This is a genomic window from Micromonospora yongxingensis (assembly GCF_052601155.1).
In genome coordinates this window covers 100,412-120,048 of sequence record NZ_JBQXEO010000003.1, presented here as the reverse complement: position 1 = coordinate 120,048, position 19,637 = coordinate 100,412, and the positions used below count along the sequence as shown (strand labels likewise).

The 19,637-nt window shown below is 73.6% G+C and carries 20 protein-coding genes, 1 tRNA gene and 1 pseudogene; 18 read left to right on the top strand and 4 right to left on the bottom strand.

Going from position 1 to position 19,637, the window contains the following annotated elements; all coding sequences use genetic code 11:
• The first annotated feature begins 73 nt into the window (after positions 1-73).
• The 13 genes from ACTWLT_RS06085 (at position 74) to ACTWLT_RS06025 (ending at position 11,622) form a co-directional block, all read left to right on the top strand.
• Complete coding sequence (locus ACTWLT_RS06085) at positions 74-1,057, top strand: ArsR/SmtB family transcription factor (protein ID WP_445317481.1); 984 nt, start codon at positions 74-76, stop codon at positions 1,055-1,057.
• 78 nt (positions 1,058-1,135) lie between these two features.
• Positions 1,136-2,065 (top strand): Ppx/GppA phosphatase family protein, encoded by a 930-nt coding sequence (locus ACTWLT_RS06080; RefSeq protein ID WP_445317641.1) that lies wholly within the window; start codon positions 1,136-1,138, stop codon positions 2,063-2,065.
• Positions 2,066-2,145: 80 nt separating this feature from the next.
• Positions 2,146-2,478, top strand: coding sequence for a PadR family transcriptional regulator (locus tag ACTWLT_RS06075; RefSeq protein ID WP_089017691.1), 333 nt, complete (start codon positions 2,146-2,148; stop codon positions 2,476-2,478).
• Complete coding sequence (locus ACTWLT_RS06070; protein WP_445317480.1) at positions 2,475-3,482, top strand: HAAS signaling domain-containing protein; 1,008 nt, start codon at positions 2,475-2,477, stop codon at positions 3,480-3,482. The genes ACTWLT_RS06075 and ACTWLT_RS06070 overlap by 4 nt, the downstream gene beginning before the upstream one ends.
• A 130-nt stretch (positions 3,483-3,612) precedes the next feature.
• Complete coding sequence (locus ACTWLT_RS06065) at positions 3,613-4,095, top strand: LppU/SCO3897 family protein (RefSeq protein WP_445317479.1); 483 nt, start codon at positions 3,613-3,615, stop codon at positions 4,093-4,095.
• Between the two features lie 211 nt (positions 4,096-4,306).
• Positions 4,307-4,993: a dienelactone hydrolase family protein gene (locus ACTWLT_RS06060; protein WP_445317478.1), complete on the top strand. Its 687-nt coding sequence runs from the start codon at positions 4,307-4,309 to the stop codon at positions 4,991-4,993.
• Positions 4,986-5,726, top strand: a complete 741-nt coding sequence (locus tag ACTWLT_RS06055) for a uracil-DNA glycosylase (RefSeq protein WP_445317477.1) — start codon at positions 4,986-4,988, stop codon at positions 5,724-5,726. Before ACTWLT_RS06060 ends, ACTWLT_RS06055 begins: the two co-directional genes overlap by 8 nt.
• A gap of 20 nt (positions 5,727-5,746) precedes the next feature.
• Complete coding sequence (locus ACTWLT_RS06050) at positions 5,747-6,547, top strand: DUF4129 domain-containing protein (RefSeq protein ID WP_445317476.1); 801 nt, start codon at positions 5,747-5,749, stop codon at positions 6,545-6,547.
• A complete protein-coding gene (locus ACTWLT_RS06045; protein ID WP_445317475.1) occupies positions 6,544-7,128 on the top strand; it encodes a hypothetical protein in 585 nt (194 codons plus the stop codon). The genes ACTWLT_RS06050 and ACTWLT_RS06045 overlap by 4 nt, the downstream gene beginning before the upstream one ends.
• Positions 7,128-8,135 carry an AAA family ATPase gene (locus ACTWLT_RS06040; protein WP_252419322.1) on the top strand — a complete coding sequence of 336 codons (1,008 nt, stop codon included), beginning with the start codon at positions 7,128-7,130 and terminating at the stop codon, positions 8,133-8,135. Before ACTWLT_RS06045 ends, ACTWLT_RS06040 begins: the two co-directional genes overlap by 1 nt.
• The gene (locus ACTWLT_RS06035) at positions 8,135-9,595 is read left to right on the top strand and encodes a DUF58 domain-containing protein (protein WP_445317474.1); all 1,461 of its coding nucleotides are present in this window, start codon (positions 8,135-8,137) and stop codon (positions 9,593-9,595) included. Before ACTWLT_RS06040 ends, ACTWLT_RS06035 begins: the two co-directional genes overlap by 1 nt.
• 28 nt (positions 9,596-9,623) lie before the next feature.
• Positions 9,624-10,187 carry a hypothetical protein gene (locus ACTWLT_RS06030; RefSeq protein ID WP_252419320.1) on the top strand — a complete coding sequence of 188 codons (564 nt, stop codon included), beginning with the start codon at positions 9,624-9,626 and terminating at the stop codon, positions 10,185-10,187.
• Between the two features lie 103 nt (positions 10,188-10,290).
• Entirely contained in the window at positions 10,291-11,622 is a 1,332-nt protein-coding gene (locus ACTWLT_RS06025) for an NAD(P)/FAD-dependent oxidoreductase (protein WP_252419319.1), read from the top strand.
• Positions 11,623-11,691: 69 nt separating this feature from the next.
• On the opposite strand, the gene ACTWLT_RS06020 is transcribed toward ACTWLT_RS06025, so the two are convergent.
• Entirely contained in the window at positions 11,692-13,542 is a 1,851-nt protein-coding gene (locus ACTWLT_RS06020) for a hypothetical protein (protein WP_252419318.1), read from the bottom strand.
• A 101-nt stretch (positions 13,543-13,643) separates the two neighbouring features.
• On the opposite strand from ACTWLT_RS06020, the gene ACTWLT_RS06015 reads away from it, so the two are divergent.
• The 4 genes from ACTWLT_RS06015 to ACTWLT_RS06000 all read left to right on the top strand — a co-directional run bounded on the left by ACTWLT_RS06015 (position 13,644) and on the right by ACTWLT_RS06000 (position 15,917).
• A tRNA-Leu gene (locus ACTWLT_RS06015) sits at positions 13,644-13,727 on the top strand.
• Positions 13,728-13,831: 104 nt separating this feature from the next.
• Positions 13,832-14,647 carry a Bax inhibitor-1/YccA family protein gene (locus ACTWLT_RS06010; RefSeq protein ID WP_252419317.1) on the top strand — a complete coding sequence of 272 codons (816 nt, stop codon included), beginning with the start codon at positions 13,832-13,834 and terminating at the stop codon, positions 14,645-14,647.
• A 144-nt stretch (positions 14,648-14,791) separates the two neighbouring features.
• A complete protein-coding gene (locus ACTWLT_RS06005) occupies positions 14,792-15,550 on the top strand; it encodes a Bax inhibitor-1/YccA family protein (RefSeq protein WP_252419316.1) in 759 nt (252 codons plus the stop codon).
• 46 nt (positions 15,551-15,596) lie between these two features.
• Positions 15,597-15,917: a hypothetical protein gene (locus tag ACTWLT_RS06000; protein WP_445317473.1), complete on the top strand. Its 321-nt coding sequence runs from the start codon at positions 15,597-15,599 to the stop codon at positions 15,915-15,917.
• 7 nt (positions 15,918-15,924) lie between these two features.
• Here the strand turns inward: ACTWLT_RS06000 and ACTWLT_RS05995 are convergent, their stop codons facing one another.
• From ACTWLT_RS05995 to ACTWLT_RS05985, 3 genes and pseudogenes are all read right to left on the bottom strand, one after another.
• Positions 15,925-17,187 (bottom strand): acetyl-CoA C-acetyltransferase, encoded by a 1,263-nt coding sequence (locus ACTWLT_RS05995; RefSeq protein WP_445317472.1) that lies wholly within the window; start codon positions 17,185-17,187, stop codon positions 15,925-15,927.
• A gap of 67 nt (positions 17,188-17,254) precedes the next feature.
• The gene (locus ACTWLT_RS05990) at positions 17,255-18,067 is read right to left on the bottom strand and encodes an SGNH/GDSL hydrolase family protein (protein ID WP_445317640.1); all 813 of its coding nucleotides are present in this window, start codon (positions 18,065-18,067) and stop codon (positions 17,255-17,257) included.
• A pseudogene (locus tag ACTWLT_RS05985) lies at positions 18,050-19,116 on the bottom strand (SGNH/GDSL hydrolase family protein); the annotation flags it as partial. The gene ACTWLT_RS05990 and the pseudogene ACTWLT_RS05985, both read right to left, overlap by 18 nt.
• A gap of 150 nt (positions 19,117-19,266) precedes the next feature.
• Here ACTWLT_RS05985 and ACTWLT_RS05980 point away from each other — a divergent pair.
• On the top strand, positions 19,267-19,623 hold the full coding sequence (locus tag ACTWLT_RS05980; RefSeq protein ID WP_445317471.1) for a YkvA family protein: 357 nt from the start codon (positions 19,267-19,269) through the stop codon (positions 19,621-19,623).
• The last annotated feature ends 14 nt before the right edge of the window (positions 19,624-19,637 follow it).

Below are 19,637 nucleotides of genomic sequence, written 5' to 3'. Positions count from 1 at the left end.
AGGTCCACACTGGAGGCGCTCCGATCGTGGATCAACCCTTTCGGTCCAGGGCGAAGGCGGGCAGGCTGTTTCCATGCTTCGCCTTCAGCTCGCGCCGGCGGACCTGTGCCGGGTGCGGTTCGCGGACCGGCTGCACCCGGTCGGGACCGCGCTGCTGGCGGGTCAGTGGCTGCGTGATCCCACGGTCGCGGCGATGGCACCGGCTCTGGCCGAGCGGGCGGCGGCGGTCGAGGGAGCGGGCGAGGCCCAGGCGGCCACGGCGATCCTGCGCCACCTGCTGCCCGACCGGGGGCGTCTGCCGGACTTCGTCACCCCCTTCGGCGGTCTGGAGTCCGTGGCGGCCGGTCTGGAGGCGATCCGGGCCACGCCGGCGCGGCGGGTCCGGGCCGAGGTCACCGACGCGTACGCCCACTCGGCCGCCACCCCGCTGCGGCGGAGGTTCGCGGCGGCCGACCCGGAGGTGCTGGACCTGTTCGGTGGGGCGGTACGGACGTGGTTCGACGCCGTCCTCGCGCCGCACTGGAGCGATCTGGTGTCCACGCACCGCCGGCAGGTGACCTGCGCCAGCCGGCGACTGGCACTGCACGGCCTGGACGGGCTCTTCGCCGGGCTGCACCCGGCGATCCGTTGGCGGGAGCCGGTGCTGGAGATACGGACCTGGTGGGGTGGGGAGGTGAGCGGCACCGGTCACGGGCTCGTCCTGCTGCCCTCCCCGTTGGCCGGTCCGCGACCCCGGGTCCTGGTCGAGCCGGGCCACCCGGTCCTGCTCGTCTATCCGGCGCCGATGCCGCGCCAGGCCGCCACGGCGGGTGCGGATTCCCTCGGGCGGCTGCTGGGCGCGACCCGGGCGCTGGTGCTGCGGCGGCTCGCGGACGAGGGTGGGCTGAGCACGACCGTGCTGTCCCGGGCAGTCGGGATCAGTCTCTCGTCGGCGTCGGAGCACGCCAGCGCGCTGCGGGAGGCCGGCCTGATCGTCAGTGAGCGGGACGGCGGGGCCGTCCGGCACCACGTGACGCCGCTGGGTGCGGGTTTGCTGGGTGGGGGTTCGGAGGCGTGATCCGCTGCGTCGCCCCGACCGGACAAGCCGCCGGGGGGCCGCCTGTCCTGCCGTAAGGTTGCTGCCGTGACGACGCGTGTGGCGGCCATCGACTGCGGTACGAACTCGATCCGACTGCTGGTCGCCGACCTGCCCGAGGAGTCGGCCGGGCCGCAGGCGCCGCTGGTCGACCTGACCCGGCGCATGGAGATCGTCCGGCTGGGGCAGGGCGTGGACCGGACCGGCCGGCTGGCGCCGGAGGCGATCGAGCGGACCCGGGTGGCGTTGGCGTCGTACGCCGCCGACATCGAGAAGCTGGGTGCGGAGCGGGTGCGGATGTGCGCCACCTCGGCCTCCCGGGACGCCGCCAACGCCGCCGACTTCACCGACATGGTGCAGCGCACCCTCGGGGTCGCGCCGGAGGTGGTCACCGGCGACGACGAGGCCCGGCTCTCGTTCACCGGCGCGGTGCGCGGGCTCCCCGCCGACGCGAAGGAGCCGTTCCTGGTCGTCGACATCGGTGGCGGTTCCACCGAGTTCGTGGTCGGCGACCGGGCCGGCGGGGTGCGGGCGGCGATCTCGGTGGACATCGGCTGTGTCCGGATGACGGAGCGGCACCTGCCCGGTGACCCGCCGTCGGCGGAGCAGGTCGCCGCCGCGCAGGCCGACATCGCGGCGGCGGTGGACCGGGCGCTCGCGGTGGTGCCCGGGCGGGAGGCGGCCACCCTGGTCGGTCTCGCCGGGTCGGTCACCACCGTCGTCGCCCTCGCACAGGGCCTGCGGGAGTACGACCCGGAGCGGATCCACCACGCCCGGGTGTCGTACGAGGCGGTGGCCCAGGTGACCACGGACCTGCTGAGCTGGACCCGCGAGCAGCGGCTGGCGAACCCGGTGATGCATCCGGGCCGGGCCGACGTGATCGGCGCGGGTGCGCTGGTGCTCCGCGTGATCATGGAGCGGGCCGGGATGCCGTCGGTGGTCGCCTCGGAGCACGACATCCTCGACGGCATCGCCTGGAGTCTGCGGTAGCACCAGGCGTGTGAAGCAGGGCTGGACGCGCTGGGCGATAGCGTTGACGCTACTTCGCAATACGCACTAGTGTGCAATGCGTGGACACCACACAGTTGCTGAAGGGCGTGCTCGACCTCGCGGTCCTGGCCGTTCTCCGGGAGGAGGACGGCTACGGCTACGACATCCTGCGCCGACTCCGGGAGGCCGGGCTGGAGGAGGTCGGCGACGCCTCGGTCTACGGCACGCTGCGCCGTCTCTTCGCCGCCGGCCTGCTCACCACCTACGTCGTGCCGAGCGAATCCGGCCCGCACCGCAAGTACTACGCACTCAACGCAGCGGGGCGGGACCAGTTGACCCGCTCCGGAAAGCTCTGGCGCTCGTTCGCCACCACCATGGACAGTCTGCTCGACGATCGGGGGATGGCGGCATGACCGTCACGGAGCAGGAGATCACCGACTACGTGGCGCGGGTCCGCGCGGCCCTGGCCGACCTGCCGCCCACCCGGCGCGACGAGCTGACCGAGGACCTGCCCGACCACCTCGCCGAGGTGGCCGCCGAGGCCGACGGCACGCTGGTCGAGCGGCTGGGTGAGCCCGAGGCGTACGCCGCCGAGCTGCGCGCCGCCGCCGGTGCCCCGGCCAGCGCCCGCAACCTCGACCAGCGGGTCGCCGCCACCGTGGTCCGGTTCCGCCGCCGGCTGCGCGCCGTCGACACCCGGCTCGGCCCACCGCTGGGCTACGAGACCGCCAGCGACTTCCTCCGGCTGCTGCGTCCCGGGTGGTGGGTGCTGCGCGGATACCTGGCGGCGATGCTGGTCACCGTGATCAGCACCGGCGGCAGCTTCGGCCTGCTGCCCCGCTTCGGTGGCGAACTGCTCGCCGGTCTCATCATGCTGGTCGCCTTCGTGCTCGCGTCGATCTGGCTCGGTCGCCGCTCCGCCCGGCTGACCCGCTGGCCGCGTGCGGCGCTGCAGATCGGCAGTGCGGTGCTGGTGGTCTTCGCGTTCGCCGCCCTGATGCAGGCGGAGGACCGGATGCGCTACGACGAGTACGGCTACGACCCGACGGCGGTCAACAACCCGTACGACCGGATCCGGGACGTCTTCGTCTACGACAGCGAGGGCCGGCTCGTGGAGAACGCCCGGCTCTTCGACCAGAACGGCGACCCGATCCGGCTCGGCTACCCGGACTGTGCGGACCCCGCCGAGGTCTACGGCAAGCCGCTGCTGCGGGCGTACCCGTACTGCCCGGACCAGGCGCCCTTCGGGCCTCGCGCTCCGGGCGCGCCCGGAGCGACCACGACGCCGTCGACGACGCCGACCCCGGAACCGACGGCGACGCCGAGCCCGGCACCGACGGCGACTCCGACGACGCCACCGACCGTGACGCCGACCAGCACGCCGAGCGGCGAACCGACTCCCACCGTGACCGGCTGAAGGACGGTGTGAACCAGATCATGCACACGAGTCTGGGAATTGGCTGAACGGACGAGGCGAGCGGGACGACGCCGGAAATCAATGATCGTTACGGTGTCGTCTGCTCATCAACCCCTCGGAAGGAACCCCCGTGTCAGAGCAGGTCGCACCGCCCCCCGCGTCCGACGCCGCGCCGCCCCAGCCGGCCGTCGCGACGCCGCCGCCGAGCGAGCCGGAGGCGAAGAAGTCCGGTGGAAAGAAGGCGCTCGGCATCATCGGCGCGATCGTCGTGTTCCTCGTGATCGCGGGTCTGAAGTTCGGTATCGGCTCGGCGATCGGCAACTACCTGAACAAGGACGAGACCGCCGACGCCAAGGCCGGCGACTGCATCGCGGAGCTGCCCGAGGTCACCGGTACCGAGGAGGAGGAGGTCAACGGCGCCAAGGTCGTCGAGTGCACCTCCACCGACGCGGCGTACAACGTGGTCGGTCGGGTGGACGGGCAGACCGAGACCCAGGCCAAGGCCGGCACCGCGTGTGACCAGTACCTCAAGGAAGGCGAGGAGGGGTACCTCTTCTACAGCATCAAGCCGGGCAAGACGGGCTACCTGCTGTGCCTGACCAAGAAGGTCTGACCGGAGCACCGACAGAAGCAGCAGCACCGACGACGGCGGCGGGGGATCGTTCCCCGCCGCCGTCGGCGTACCCGGAGTCACCGCCGGGCGAACGGGAGGTGAATGCCACTGTTCCCGCGTCTTCCCGGCGGCGGCGCGGCGTGGCAGGCTACCGGCACGTAGGACCACTGGGCGACCAGCCAACGATGACTGACCGCTAGGAGGACGGCCGATGGGCGAGATGGTGAGCTACCGCAGCAACGGGGGCAGCAGCGAGGGGTATCTCGCGATACCCGCCAGCGGTCTGGCCAGCCCCGCCGTCATCGTCATCCAGGAGTGGTGGGGCCTCGTCCCGCACATCCGGTCGGTGGCGGACCGGTTTGCCGAGGCCGGCTTCGTCGCCCTGGCGCCGGACTTCTACCACGGTGAGACCACGAGCGAGCCGGACGAGGCGCAGCGGCTGCTGCTGGCCATGCGGATGGACGAGGCGGCCAAGGACATCGCCGGGGCCGCCGACTATCTCGCCGGGCGACCGGAGGTCACCGGCAAGGTCGGTGCGGTGGGCTTCTGCGCGGGCGGCAGCCTCGCCCTCTGGTCGGCGACCCTCTCCGAGCGGATCGTCGCCACCGCGGGCTTCTACCCCGTGCTGCCGTGGGAGTCGATGCGCCCCGACTGGGTCGACTACGCCGGCAAGGCCGCCGTCATCCACTGCTCCGAAGAGGACGGCACCTCGACCGCCGAGGGCGTGCAGACCGCCCGCCGGGCCATCGAGGAGGCCGGTGGCACCTGCCACCTCTACGACTACCCGGGCACCTCGCACGCGTTCTTCAACGACGACCGGCCCGAGGCGTTCGACCAGCGCGCCGCCGCCAGCGCCTGGGCACGCACCCTGGAACTCTTCCGGGCCAAGCTTGGCTGAGCCCCGTACCCCGCAGCAGGTGGTCGCCCGCGCCGCGCGGGCGACCGACCTGCCGGACCTCGACGCCGCGGTGAGCGACTGTTTCGCCTGCCCCCGGCTGGTCCGGTGGCGGGAGGAGGTGGCCCGCACCCGCCGGGCCGCCTTCCGGGACCAGGAGTACTGGGGTCGCCCGGTCCCGGGCCTCGGCACCGCCGACGCGCGGATCGCCATCCTCGGGTTGGCGCCCGCCGCGCACGGCGGCAACCGCACCGGCCGGATCTTCACCGGTGACCGTTCCGGTGACGTGCTCTTCGCCGCCCTGCACCGGGCCGGCCTCGCCAACCAGCCGACCAGCGTCGCCGCCGACGACGGGCTGGCCCTGCGCGACACCCGTATCTTCGCGGCCGTCCGGTGCGCCCCGCCGGACAACAAGCCCACACCCGAGGAACGGGACACCTGCGCGCCCTGGCTGCACCGGGAGGTCACGCTGATCCGGCCCACCCTGCGCGTCGTGGTCGCGCTGGGTGCGTTCGCGTGGGCAGCGTGGTGGCCGGTGCTACACCAGGTGTACGGGCAGCGCCCGCCCAGCCCGCGACCGGCGTTCGGCCATGGGGCACACTGGTCCGGCACGGCCGCACCGGAACTGCTCGGCTGCTACCACGTCAGCCAGCAGAACACCTTCACCGGGCGGCTGACACCAGCGATGCTGGACGACGTCTTCGGTCGGGCCAAGCAGCTGGCCGGAGTGGACTGAGACCGCGTGGGGTGGTGGCGATGACGGACGGAACGCGCCCGCCCGCGCCGTCCCCCGTCGCCGAGGCGGGGGTGTTGCGCCCGGCGCTCGGCCTGCTCCGCCGCTGGTGGCCGGTGGGCGCGGTCGCCGCTCTGCTCGTCGGGGCCACGCTCGCCGCCGCGCACTCGTCGATCGGGGCCAGCCGGATCCCGCCGGTGGAGCAGGTCCCCTGGGTTCCCGAGTACCCGACCGCCGAGCCGCCGCCCTCGATCCCGGTCGAGCCGCGCGACGCCGGCGAGGCTACCCAGGCGCACATCCCGCAGTGGATCGCGACGGTGGCGATGGTGCTGCTCGGGCTGGCCATCCTCGCGGCGCTCGGCTACCTCGGCTGGATTCTGCTGCGGGGTCTCCGCCGCCGCCGGGCCACCCGTTCGCTGCCCGCACAGTGGTCCCGGCGTACGGCCGAGGGCACCGCCCGGGAGGTCGTCGCAGCCCTCGACGCCGGGCTGGTGGAACTCGACGACCAGGCCACCGATCCCCGGGTGGCGGTGATCGCCTGCTGGGTGCGCCTGGAGGAGGCCGCCGGTGCCGCCGGTGTACCGCGGCGGGCCGGGGACACCCCCACCGACCTGGTCAGCCGGCTGCTGCGCGGCGACCCGTCGGCCGGTGTGCCGGCGATCGTCAGCACCGAGGTGCTGGCGGAGTTCGCGCACGTCTACCGCGAGGCCCGGTACGCCACCCGCCCGGTCGACGAGCGCACCCGCGACCAGGCCCGTGCCGCGCTGCGCCGGTTGCGCCACGAACTGGCCGCGGTGGCTCCCGACCCGCAGGTGCTCTCGTGAGCAGCACCAGCATCGACGACCTGCTCGCCTTCGAGGAGGAGCCGGCGCCGGAAGGTCCGCGGGCGCGCGGCTCCCGAGTGGGCCCCGCGCTGCGCTCGCTCGCGATCGCCGCCGCCGTCGTCGTGGTGCTGCTCGTCGGCCTCCGCGCGATCGGTCTGAAGGTCTCGTTGCCCGTGCTGGTCGCCGGGGTGCTCGCCGTGCTGGCGGTGCGCCGGGTGACCGCCCTGCTCGCGCCGCCACCTCCACCGCCGCCCGCCGCCCGGGTCACCACGGGTGAGGAGGACGGCAGCTACAACTGGGGCAGCCGGGACGCCCTCCGCGCGGCGATCAACGGCTGGGAGCGGCCACTGGACTGGTCGTCGGGCAACCGCGAGCGGTTCACCGAGCGGATCCTGCCGCGCCTCGGCGAGTTGGCCGACGAGCGGTTGCGACAGCGGCACGGCCTCACCCGCGACTCCGACCCGATCCGAGCCCGGGCACTGCTCGGTGACCAGCTCTGGCGCTTCCTCGCCACCCCCTCCCGCCGCCCCCCGTCGCCGCGCGACGTCGCGGCGATCGTCGCCGAACTGGAGAAGATCTGATGAACGACGTGGACCGGAGCATGCCCGCCGCCGAGGTCGGCCACCTGGCGCGGGCGGTCCTGGACGCGGTCGGCACCGTCGTGGTCGGCAAGCGGGACGCGTTGGAGCTGGTCCTCGCCGGCATCCTGGCCGGTGGGCACGTGCTGCTGGAGGACCTGCCCGGGCTGGGCAAGACGCTCACCGCGCGCTCCTTCGCCCAGGCGCTCGGTCTGGACTTCCGCCGCCTGCAGTTCACCCCCGACCTGCTCCCCGCCGACGTCACCGGCTCGTTCCTCTACGACCAGCGCAACGGCGACTTCACCTTCCGGGCCGGCCCGGTGTTCACCAACCTGCTCCTCGCCGACGAGATCAACCGGACGCCGCCGAAGACCCAGTCCGCGCTGCTGGAGGCGATGCAGGAGAAGCAGGTCTCGGTGGAGGGGGTGACGTACAAGCTGGACGAGCCGTTCCACGTGCTGGCCACCGCCAACCCCATCGAGTACGAGGGCACCTACCCGCTGCCCGAGGCGCAGCTGGACCGGTTCCTGCTCCGGGTCTCGTTCGGCTACCCGCAGCACGACGAGGAGTGGGAGGTGCTGCGCCGCCGGATGAGCCGCCGCCGCGAGGAGGCGGACATCAAGCCGGTGGTCGACGCGTCCACCCTGCGGGCGATGCAGGCCGCCCTGGAGGACGTGGTGGTGGAGGACTCGATCGGCCGCTACATCGTGTCCCTCACCGCGGCCACCAGGGAGCACCCGTCGGTGCTGGTCGGCGCGTCGCCGCGTGGCTCGTTGGCGCTGCTGCTGCTGGCCCGCGTACGCGCGGTGTTCGGCGGCCGGGACTACGTGGTGCCGGAGGACGTCAAGGAGGTGGCGGCGCCCGCGCTGGCCCACCGGATCACCCTGCGCCCCGAGATGTGGCTGCGCCGGGTCGACCCGGCGTTCGTGGTCGGCGAGGTACTGGAGGCGACTCCCGCGCCGGCCAGCGGCGCGCTGCCCAGCTACGCCGCCGGCGGGCCCCGGCACTGATGACCGGACCGACCGTGCCGCGACCCGTCGAGCCGGAGCCCGAGCCGGCCGCCGGCTGGGCGCCCACCTGGGCGCTCGGCCGGGCGGTGCTGCTCGCGGGCCTGCTGCTGGTGGCGGGGGTGCTGCTGGGCCGGGTCGACCTGATCGTGCTGGCGGCCCCGTTCGCGCTGGGCACCGCGTACGCGCTGCGTCGTCGGCCCACCGCGTTGCCGCAGGTCTGGATCACGCCCGGTGACGACGGGCCGCTGGTCGAGGGCGGCGAGGTGACGGCGGCGGTGAGCGTCGGCAACCCGGATACGGTCGACTACGACCTGGTGGTGCTGCGGTCCCGGGTCTCGCCGTGGCTGCGGATCGAACGGGCTGGCTTCGCACGCGACGGCGACACTCCGGCAACCGGTGCGACTCCGGCAACCGGTGCGGCGCCGGCCGGCCGTGTGACACCGGCAGTCGGCGGCGGCGGCCGATCCGTGGCCGACCGGCCGTTCGTGACCTCGGTGCCGACCGCCGCGGCGGTCGACCTGGAACTGGCCGGCCGTGCACTGCGCTGGGGCCGGCATCCCGTCGGCCCGGCCGGTGCCCGGGTCGCCACGGCGGGTGGCCTGCTCGTCTCCCGGGCGGTGATCACGGAGCCGGTCGGGGTGCGGGTCTATCCGCGTACCGAACCGTTCGAGGCGGTGGAGGCGATGCCCCGGGCCGCCGGTCTGGTCGGGGCGCACCACTCGCGCCGGCCGGGCGAGGGCGGCGAGTTGGCCGGTGTCCGGATCTTCGCCCCCGGCGACCGGCTGCGTCGCATCGACTGGCGGGTCTCGCTGCGCGCCCGGCAGCTGCACGTGGCGGCGACCCTCTCCGACCGGGACGCGGAGGTGGTGGTGCTGCTCGACGTGCTCGCCGAGGCCGGCCGCTCCGGCGGGGTGGGTGGCGCCGCCTCGGTGCTGGACACCACCGTGCGGGCCACCGCCGCGATCGCCGAGCACTACCTGCACCGCGGCGACCGGGTCTCGCTGCTGGAGTACGGCCCGGCAGCCCGCCGGCTGCGCCCGGCCGCCGGCCGCCGGCAGTACCTGACGGTGCTGGAGTGGCTGCTCGACGTGCGCGCCGACTCCTCCCCCCACGAGCCGTACGACCAGGTGTTCGGCCCGCAGCAGCTCTCCTCGGACGCGCTGGTGGTGGTGCTCACCCCGCTGCTGGACGAGCGGTCGGCGCAGATGCTGGCCCGGTTGGCCCGCGCCGGGCGTTTCGTGGTGGCGGTCGACACGCTGCCGACCGACCTGACGCCGCCGAAGGACCGGGGGTGGGCCGAGGTGGCGTACCGGCTGTGGCGGCTGGACCGGGAGACCATGATCGGGCAGCTCCGTGAGCACGGCGTGCCGGTGGTGCGGTGGGCCGGCGCCGGCAGCCTCGACCAGGTGCTGCGCGACGTTGCCCGGTTGGCCACGGCCCCGAGGGTCGGTGGCCGGTGAGAGACGCGAACGACGAGGGCGGGCAGACATGATCGACACCGTCGCCGTCCGGGTCCGGGCGGCTCAGGACGCCCTCGCCCGGGTGAGCCCCGCCCCGCTCCTGGTCCGGGCCGGGATCTTCGTCACCGTGCTGGCCGGGTTCGCGCTGGCGTTCCCCGCCGAGGTGCTGACCGGCCGGCCGCTCCTCTTCATGGCGGTGGCCGCGTTGCTGCCCGCCGTGGGCCCGCGCCGGGTCTGGCCGACCTTCGCGGCGCTGGTCACGGTCGGTGGTTGGCTGCTCGCCACCGACGGGTACGGCCGGCCCGTGGCGCTGTGGCGGCTGCTCGCCCTCGCCGCCCTGCTCTACCTGGCGCACACCCTGTGTGCGCTGGCGGCGCTGCTGCCGTACGACGGGGTGGTCGACCCGGAGCTGATCACCCGCTGGTTGTTGCGGGCGGCCGCGGTGCTGCTGGGTACCGCGGTGCTGGGGGTGCTGCTGTTGCAGGTCGCCGGGCTGGGCGGCGAGACCGGCCACCAGTGGGTCACCGTGCTGGGGCTGCTGGTGGCGGTGGGGACCGCCGCGTTGCTGGGCTGGCTGCTGCGACGCAGGTAGACCGGCGGGACAGCGGGGTTACGCAGGTCACAGGGGTTGTGCTCCGTCACAGATGGGGGGCGCGAGCGGGATTACCTGAGCCGGCCGGGGAAAGATAGATGACGTGAATCCGAAGCGGATCCTTGTGGTGGGTGCCGGGCACGTCGGTCTCTACGCTGCCCTGCGCCTGTCGAAGAAGCTCAGCTCCCGTGAGGCTGAGGTCATGGTGGTTGACCCCCAGCCGCACATGACCTACCAGCCGTTCCTGCCTGAGGCGGCGGCGGGCAACATCTCCCCGCGGCACTCCGTGGTGCCGCTGCGGCGGGAGTTGCGCCGGTGCAAGGTGGTGGCGGGCACGGTCACGCGGATCGAGCACGATCGCAAGGTGGCCACCGTCCAGCCGATCATCGGTCCGGCCCGGGAGATCACGTACGACCACGTGATCGTGGCCCCCGGTTCGGTGTCCCGGACGCTGCCGATCCCCGGCCTGCATGAGCAGGGCATCGGGTTCAAGACCATCGGCGAGGCGATCTACCTCCGCAACCACGTGTTGGACCGGCTGGACGTCGCGGCCGTCACCCCGGACCCGGAGGTGCGCCGGTCGGCGTTGACCTTCACGTTCGTCGGCGGTGGCTACGCCGGCATCGAGGCGCTCGCCGAGATGGAGGACATGGCCCGCGACGCCCTGCGCTACTACCCGGAGCTGAAGCCGGAGGACATGCGCTGGGTGCTGGTCGAGGCCACCCAGCGGGTGCTGCCCGAGGTGGATCGGGACATGGGTGCCTACACGGTGCAGCAGCTGCTCAAGCGCAACATGGACATCCGGCTGGACACCCGTCTGGAGTCCTGCGTCGACGGGGTGGTCAAGCTCTCCGACGGCGACACCTTCCGCTCCGACACGATCGTCTGGACGGCCGGTGTGAAGCCGTCGCCGATGCTGGACGCCACGGACTTCCCGCGCGACGACCGGCGGCGCGTCACCTGCCTGCCCACCCTCCAGGTGGTCGACGGTGACCGGGTGGTCGAGGGCGCGTGGAGCGCCGGCGACTGCGCCGCCGTGCCGGACCTGACCAAGGAGCCGGGCAACTTCTGCTCGCCGAGCGCGCAGCACGCGGTCCGCCAGGCCGCCCGCATGGCCGACAACATCGCGGCGGTGATCCGGGGCCGCGAGCCGGTCAACTACAAGCACAAGCACGTCGGCAGCGTGGCCAGCCTCGGCCTGCACAAGGGCGTCGCCCAGGTGTACGGCATCAAGATGACCGGCTGGCCGGCCTGGTTCATGCACCGCACGTACCACATGAGCCGGATCCCGTCGTTCAACCGCAAGGTCCGGGTGGTGGTGGACTGGTCGCTGGCGTTCTTCCTCAAGCGCGAGGTGGTCGCCCTGGGCCAGCTGCACGACCCGCGCGAGGAGTTCGTGGAGGCGTCCCAGCCGGTCGGCGCCCCCCGCGTCTGACCCGATCGACGAGCAGGGCCCCCGCCGCACCGACCCCGGTGCCGCGAGGGGCCCTGTTCGGCGTGCGGGTCAGACCCGCCAGATCCAGGCGTCCGCGATCCGGGTGGCGGGGCCGTAGAGCTGCTCCAGGGTGGCGCGCAGGCTGTCCGCGTGCGGCGCGTCGTCGGCCAGCGCCACACAGGAAGCGCCCCAGAAGTCGGCGTCCCGGGCGGCCTGCCGGCGCTGCTCGTCGCCGATGGCCGGCTGGTCGCCGCGCCGCGCCACGTCGGCCAGCAGGGCCGAGGTGGGCTGCTTGAACGTGCCCATCGCCGCGGTGCCGCCCCGGCCGTACGGGCCGATGAAGAAACCCTCGGGAAGGCCGAACCCGGCGTTGGCGGCGGCCGCCCAGCGCATCGGCCACGGCTCCTTCGGCGTGGGCAGCGGCACGGGGACCAGCACCCCGCCGGGGCGGACGCACTGCCGCCAGTGCCCGCCGGTGATGAATTCCGGCACGGCGGGTCGGTCGGCGGTCGGCAGGGGGGTGGGGATGATCGGCAGCAGGGCCACGGCGACGGCCGCCGGCACCAGCCGTCGGGCCCGACCGGTGCTCCCGAGTGCCCGGTCGACGGCCAGCACCAGCAGCGTCGCGACGATCGGGAGCAGCGCCAGACCGAACCGCATCGGCAGCGCGCCGTCCACCACCGGCAGCCCGGCCAGCAGGGCGTACGGGCCGGGCAGCGCCGTCCTGGTGCCGCCGAGCACCACCTCCGGGCCGAGCGAGAGCGCGCCCATCACCAGCGCGGCCGCGACGCAGGCGAACACCAGCCGGCGCCGTCCCGCCCAGATCGCGCACACCGCCGCGACCAGCAGCAGCGGCCAGCCCAGGAAGGTGTTGTACTCGGCCGGGCCGGTGGTCAGCCGGGCGGACTCGTCGCTCCCGGCCACCGACAACGGCGAGACCGTCCACCAGCTGCTCAGGTCGGCCGAGAAGTAGGCCGGGCTGAACATCCCGTCGGCGACGCCCTGCGGCCCGGCGAACTGGAACCACAGCGGGTACCCGAGCACCAGCAGTGCGAGCCCGGCGGCGACCGCCAGCCCGGCGGCGAAGCCGGGCAGCGCCCGTCGGGCCAGGTCCCGGTCGGCCACGCCGTAGCTGATCGCCATCACCAGCAGTGTGACGGCGGCGAGGAAGAGCACCTCCTCGCCGATGAAGACCTGCGCGGTGACCGCGGCGGCCAGCCCGGCGGCCGAGCTGAACATCCGGCGGCGGTCCAGCCCGGTCCCGTTCGGGCTGGTCGGCGACGTGGGCCCCGGGTCGGACGCCCGCAGCAGTCGGACGACCAGCCAGACGATCACCGGCACCAGCCACTGGGCGGTCATGTGCAGGTGGCTGTTGGTCTGCGAGATCATGCCCGGGCCGAAACCGCAGAGCCCTCCGCCGAGTGCGGCGGCGAGCCGGCGGGCACGCAGCGCCCGGCGGAACAGCAGATACCAGGCGACGGCGGTGCCGGCCAGGTTGACGGCGGCCAGCAGCGCGAAGGTGACCGGTGCGCCGAGCAACAGGGTGACCGGTGCGCAGACGATGCCGAGCGCGATGACCGTGGTGTTGGCCATCAGGTTGACCCCGTCGGGGGCGTTGAGCCGGTCGGTGAGCAGGCTGAAGTCACCGAGCAGTGCTCGCGCGTCGACCGCCAGGAACCACTCGTAGAGGGCCTGGTCCTCGGGATTGAGCGCCATGACCCGGCCGGCCGGGTCGGGCCACAGCCCGTGGGTCAGCCAGCCGGCCAGCAGAGTGAAGAACAGGGCGACCAGCAGGTCCGCCCGGTGCCGGCGGACGGCGGCCAGAAGCCGGACGGCCCAGGCTCGGCGGTTGATCTGATCGGAGCGGCGGAATGCCTGCTCAGGGGCGGCGTCGGGGGCCGTGGGGGCTGCGCTGCTCACGCCATCGACCCTAGTGCGGCCCGGCCCACGGGGTACGCCGGGTCACCATCGACCGGCTACGGTGACACTGCACCGTGCGTGTCGGCGCGCCGGTGCCACCCGCCCGGGTGGTGGAACGGCAGACACGGCCGCCTTAAAAGCGGCTGCCGCAAGGCGTGCGGGTTCGACCCCCGCCCCGGGCACCAGCCAGCGTGGCCCATTCTCATTCGTGATCACCAGGAGTTGTTCCGGCCGTTTACTCTTGGAGGGCACGTTCACGTGCAAACGACCCCCTGAGGGAGGCCAGACAGTGAAGACCTCGAACCCGGTGCTCGCCCGGCTCGGCCAGGCGGCCGAGCGGGAGCGTTCCGCCGGGTACGCCCCGACCGGGCCGTACGGACAGCCCGGTATTCCCCAGCAGTACCCGTCCCAGGCCGGCTACCCGGCCGCGCCGCCCACCGTGGCGCCCATGACCGTCGACGACGTCGTGGTCAAGACCGTCGCCCTGCTCGGCATCCTCGGCATCTCCGCCGCGGCCGCCTGGGTGCTCGTGCCCGACGCGCTGGTCGGTGCCGCCTGGATCGGCGCGGCGGTCGTCGGTCTGGTGCTCGGCCTGATCATCTCGTTCTCCCGGATGGCCAACCCGGCGCTGGTCATCACGTACGCGGTCGTCGAGGGTGTCTTCGTCGGCATGGTCAGCAAGGCGTTCGAGTCGGCGTTCGACGGCATCGTGCTCCAAGCCGCCGCGGCCAGCTTCGGCATCTTCTTCCTGATGGCGATGCTCTACCGGGCGAAGGTCATCCGGGCCACCCCGGCCTTCGTCAAGGGCATGATCGCGGTGATGACCGGTCTCTTCGCGGTCATGCTGATCAACCTGGTGCTGGCCCTGTTCGGCGTCAACACCGGCCTGCGCGACGGCAGCCCGCTGGCCATCGGCTTCAGCCTGGTCTGCATCGTGGTCGCGTCGCTGAGCTTCGTGCTCAGCTTCAAGGAGATCGAGGACGGCGTCCGGATGGGCCTGCCGCAGCGCTACTCCTGGACGGCCGCCTTCGGCATCCTGGTCAGCCTGGTGTGGCTCTACATCGAGATCCTGCGACTGCTGAGCTACTTCCAGGGCGACGACTGACCTCGTCCGCGCTACTGACCGGCGCCCGCCCCGCTTCCGCGGTGGCGGGCGCCGTCGTCTGCGCCGGCCGTGCCGTTTCCCCGCCGCCGCCGGCCCGCCCGGGGCAGAGTGACTGCGAGGGGTACGCGGGAGAAGGAGGCGGCGGTGCGCAGCAACAACCCGGTGCTCAACCGGCTGGACGAGACCAGCCGGGTGGAGGCCCGGGTGCTCGGCGCCCGCGACGTCGAGCCGATGAGCGTCGACGACGTGGTGGTGCGTACCGTCGGGTTGCTGCTCATCACCGGCGCGGCCGCGGCCGTGTCCTGGGCGGTGGTGCCCCAGGCGGCCTGGCTGCCCGCCGCGCTGGCCGGCAGCGCGCTCGCCTCGATCGCGCTGGTCCTGGTCATCTCGCTGCGCGGCATCACCAACCCGGTGCCGATCGTCGGCTACGCCGTGCTCCAGGGCCTGCTGCTGGGGGTGGCGAGCCGCACCTTCGAGCAGGTCTATCCGGGCATCGTGGTGCAGGCGGTGGCCGGCACCTTCGGCGTCTTCCTCGGGATGGCGGCGCTCTACCGGGCGCGGGTGATCCGGGCGACGCCCCGGCTGGCCCGTCTGGTGATCGGCACGCTGCTCGGCATCGCCGTGCTCAGCGTGGTCAATCTCGTGTCGTACCTGATCTCCGGGCGGCCCGGGCTGGCGGTGTACAGCGTCAGCGGGGAGGTCGGCTGGCTGCCGTACGCCTTCTCGGTGGTGGCCATCATCGCCGGTGCGTTCAGCTTCATCCTCGACTTCGACCTCGTCGAGCGCTCGGTGCGCGACGGCCGACCCCGCCGGTACGCGTGGCTGAGCGCGTTCGGCCTGCTCACCGGGCTGGTCTTCCTCTACTGGCAGTTGCTGCGGCTGCTCAGCTACCTGCGCCGCTGACCGGCCCGACACGGCGTGCGCAGTGCCGGCCGTAGACTCGGCGGCGATGAGCGCAGCGGAGTTGGATCAGGCCGTGCGGTTGCTGGTCCGTCAGGTCGGGCACTGGCAGCAGCCGCGTTGGGCGGCGGTCGCGACCACCGGCAACGTGTCCCGCGCCGACCTGGTGCACCGGCTGGTGCAGGAGATCGCCAACCTGGCCGCCGACGCCGAGGGGGAACCCCGCCGGGTGGTGCCCCGGCTGGACAACGACCTGGCCCTGCCCGATCAGGTGCGGGTGGTGACGGCGGACCTGCTCGCCGCCGGAGCGGACGCCGAGGTGCTGGCACGGGCCGCCGCCGAGGTGACGGCGACCCGCAGCGCGCTCTGACGTCGACTCAGCTGAGCCGCTCCAGCACCATGGCCATGCCCTGGCCGCCGCCGACGCACATGGTCTCCAGGCCGATGGTCTTGTCGTGCCACTCCAGCGCGTTGAGCAGGGTGCCGGTGATGCGGGCGCCGGTCATGCCGAACGGGTGGCCGACCGCGATGGCGCCGCCCATCACGTTCAGCTTCTCCTCCGGGATGCCCAGCTGCCGGTAGGAGGGGATGACCTGCGCGGCGAAGGCCTCGTTGATCTCGACCAGGTCGACGTCGTCGATGGTCATGCCGGCGCGCCGCAGCGCCTGCCGGGACGCCTCGACCGGGCCGAGACCCATGATCTCCGGCGACAGGGCGGTCACGCCGGTGGAGACGATCCGGGCCAGCGGGGTCAGCCCCAGCTCCTCGGCCCGCTGGGCGCTCATCACCACGACGGCGGCGGCGCCGTCGTTGAGCGGGCAGCAGTTGCCGGCGGTGATGCGGCCGTCCGGACGGAACACCGGCTTCAGGCCGGCGACCGCGTCGAGGGTGACGCCGGCACGCGGGCCGTCGTCGGTGCTCACCGCCTTGCCGTCGGGCGTGGTGACCGGGGTGATCTCCCGGGCCCAGAAGCCGTCGGCGATGGCCTTCTCGGCGAGGTTCTGGCTGCGGACGCCGAACTCGTCCATGTCGGCACGGGTGACGTCGTACACCTGGGCCAGGTTCTCGGCGGTCTGCCCCATGGTCAGGTAGATGTCCGGCAGCTCGCCGGAGTCGCGCGGGTCGGTCCACACCTCGGCGCCGCCCTGGGCGCGGCGCTTCGACCGCTCGCCGGCAGCCGCGAAGCGCGGGTTCTCCCAGCCACCGCCGACCAGCGCCTGCGCGTCGGGCGGCAGCCCGTCGGAGCTGCCCCGGGCGTACCGGGAGACCATCTCCACACCGGCGGAGACGAACACGTCGCCCTCGCCGGCGCGGATCGCGTGCATGGCCATCCGGGTGGTCTGCAACGAGGAGGCGCAGTAGCGGGTCAGCGTGGCACCGGGCACGGTGTCCAGCCCGAGCAGGGTGGCCACCACGCGGCCCATGTTGAAGCCCTGCTCGCCGCCGGGCAGGCCGCACCCGAGGTAGAGGTCGTCGATGGTGGTCGGATCGAGCTGGGGGATCTTGTCCAGGGCGGCCTGGACGATGGTCGCGGCGAGGTCGTCGGAGCGGACGTCGCGCAGGGACCCCTTGTGCGCCCGGCCGATGGGGGAGCGGGCGGTGGCGACGATGACGGCGTCGCGGGACGACTCAATCGGCATGAACCAACGTTAACGCGTCGGTAACTTGGCGCGGAAGAAGCAGGCCCGGCGGGAAATGTCACCCCGTCTATCGCCGGGAGGCGACCGCCGCCGCCGCCGCGACGGCGGGGAGCAGGGCGTGGGCCCACACCCGGTAGCCGTCGGCGGACGGGTGGAAGCCGTCGTGGCAGAGCGTCCCCGCGTCGGCCCGGAAGACCGGACCCGTCTCGGTGGCGAGGTCGACCACCGTCCCGCCGGCGTCCAGCACGGCCGTGGTCTGCGCGCGGGCCACCCGACGCCCGGACCAGCCGACCAGCTGGCGCAGCGGAGGCGCGATCGCCCGCACGGCACCGAGATCCGGGCAGGTGCCGACCACCACCTCGACCCGCGCCTCCCGCATCCGGTGCACCGCCGCGGCGAGGTACGCCGCCGCCTCGGCGGGCCGGCGCAGTTCGGTGGCGTCGTTCGCACCGATCAGGATCAGCGCCACGTCGGGCCGCTCGCCGAGCAGTGCCCGCGCGACCTGGGTGGACAGGTCGGTCGAGCGGGACCCGGAGACGCCGACGCTGGACAGGTGCACCCGCCGGCCGGTGGGACCCTCGGCGAGCAGGTTGGCCAACTGCCCGCCGATGGTGTCGTCGAGCCGGTCGACGCCCACCCCCAGCGCAGACGAGTCGCCCAGCAGCACCAGCCGCAACGGTGGTGCGCCGGCTCGACCGATCGTGGCCCGCAGGGCCAGCCCCAGCTCCGGTTGGGCGTAGCGCCGGTGCCGGGCGACGAACGCCTCACCGGCCAGGACGGCGGCGCCGCCCACGGTGCCGGCGAGCAGCGAGAGCGCCGCCGCCCGACCCAGTCGGCCCGGGAGGCCGGCGGTCACATCCCGCTCGCTGCGCTCGTTCATGCCAGTCCCTCCACTGTCGAAGTGTCCGCCGCGGAGCCGCGCTGCGGCACCGCGCCGACACCGAAGAACGCCCGGCGACGCAGCTGCGCCCACCGGCCGGCCGGCCCCCGGTCGCGGCCCCGGACCTGGGTGCCGCTGACCTCCGTGCCGGCGTGCCGGGCCGCCTCCTGCGCGGCCTCCGGCAGCGACCGTACGCCCTCGCCCGGCACCGGTGTGACCCGTCGTTCCTGCCCCGCTCCGAGCGCGGAGAGCATCGTCGGCAGCAGTGCGGCGGCGGCAACCGCGTACCCCTCGGCGGAGGGATGGAACCGGTCCCAGGCGAACATCCGGGTCGGTTCGGCGGCGAACCGAGGGCCGAGCAGGTCGCCGAGGGAGACCGTCCAGCCGCCGGCCTCGACGACGGCCACCGTCTGGGCGGCGGCGAGCTGCCGGCTCCACCGGTGCGCCAGCCAGCGCAGCGGGGGCTGGATCGGGCGGATCGCGCCCAGGTCGGGGCAGGTGCCCACGACCACCTCGCAGCCGGCGTCGCGCAGCGTGCGGACCGCCTCGACCAGGTAGCGCACGGCCAGCCCCTGCGGGGTGCGGTTGGTGATGTCGTTTCCACCGATGAGGATCACCGCGATGTCGGGCTGGCAGTCCAGCGCGGCCTCCACCTGGTGCCGCAGCGCGGCCGAGATGGCCCCGACCACCGCGAAGCGGTGCAGCCGGACCGGCCGGTGCAGCCGTCGGGACAGGCCGGTGGCGAGCAGCGCGCCGGGCGTCTCCCGCCGACGGTGCACCCCGTAGCCGGCGGCCGACGAGTCGCCGAGCACGACCACGGTGAGCGCGGGGCCGGGGAACTTCCCGCCGTACACCCCGTCGCAGCGCGGTGGAGGCGCCTCGGCCATCGGGATGGTGCGCCGCGCCTGGCGGGCCTGCCCCAGCAGCACCCCGCCGGTCGCGATCACGGCCGCCGCGGTGGCACCCGTCCCGATGGCCGCCAGGCGGGCGACCCGCCAGGCGTGTCGCCAACGCGGACCAACGGGTACGACGGAACCAGCCACCCCCATACCGCGAGATTATCGCGCCGGTCCGACACGCCGCTGTCGTCGTGACGGCTCGCGGGTGCCTGGAAACCGACGCGACGGGGTACCTGTCCGGAGGAGGCCGGCCGACTTGCGCCGACCCGCCACCATGATCCGGCGGAGAGGAGCGCGACGATGGGGAAGACACTGAAGCGCAGCGCGGCATTCACGGCGCTGGCGCGGGCACTGGCGGCAGGGGCGCGGGGCGGGCCCTCGCTGGGTGCCCGGTTGGCGGCGCTGCCCCGGATGATCCGGGCCACCAGCAAGGGGCAGTACGACGGTGGCCTCCGGCTGGCCCTGATGACCGCGGCGACGGCGTACATCGTCTCGCCCATCGACCTGCTCCCGGAGATCCCACTGGCGATCTTCGGGCTGGCCGACGACGCCGTCATGATCACCTGGTTGGCCGGCAGCGTGCTCGCCGAGACCGACCGCTTCCTGGAGTGGGAGGCGCGACGCAGCTCGGTCATCCCCGGGGGGCTGGTGCCCTGACGGCACGTACCCTG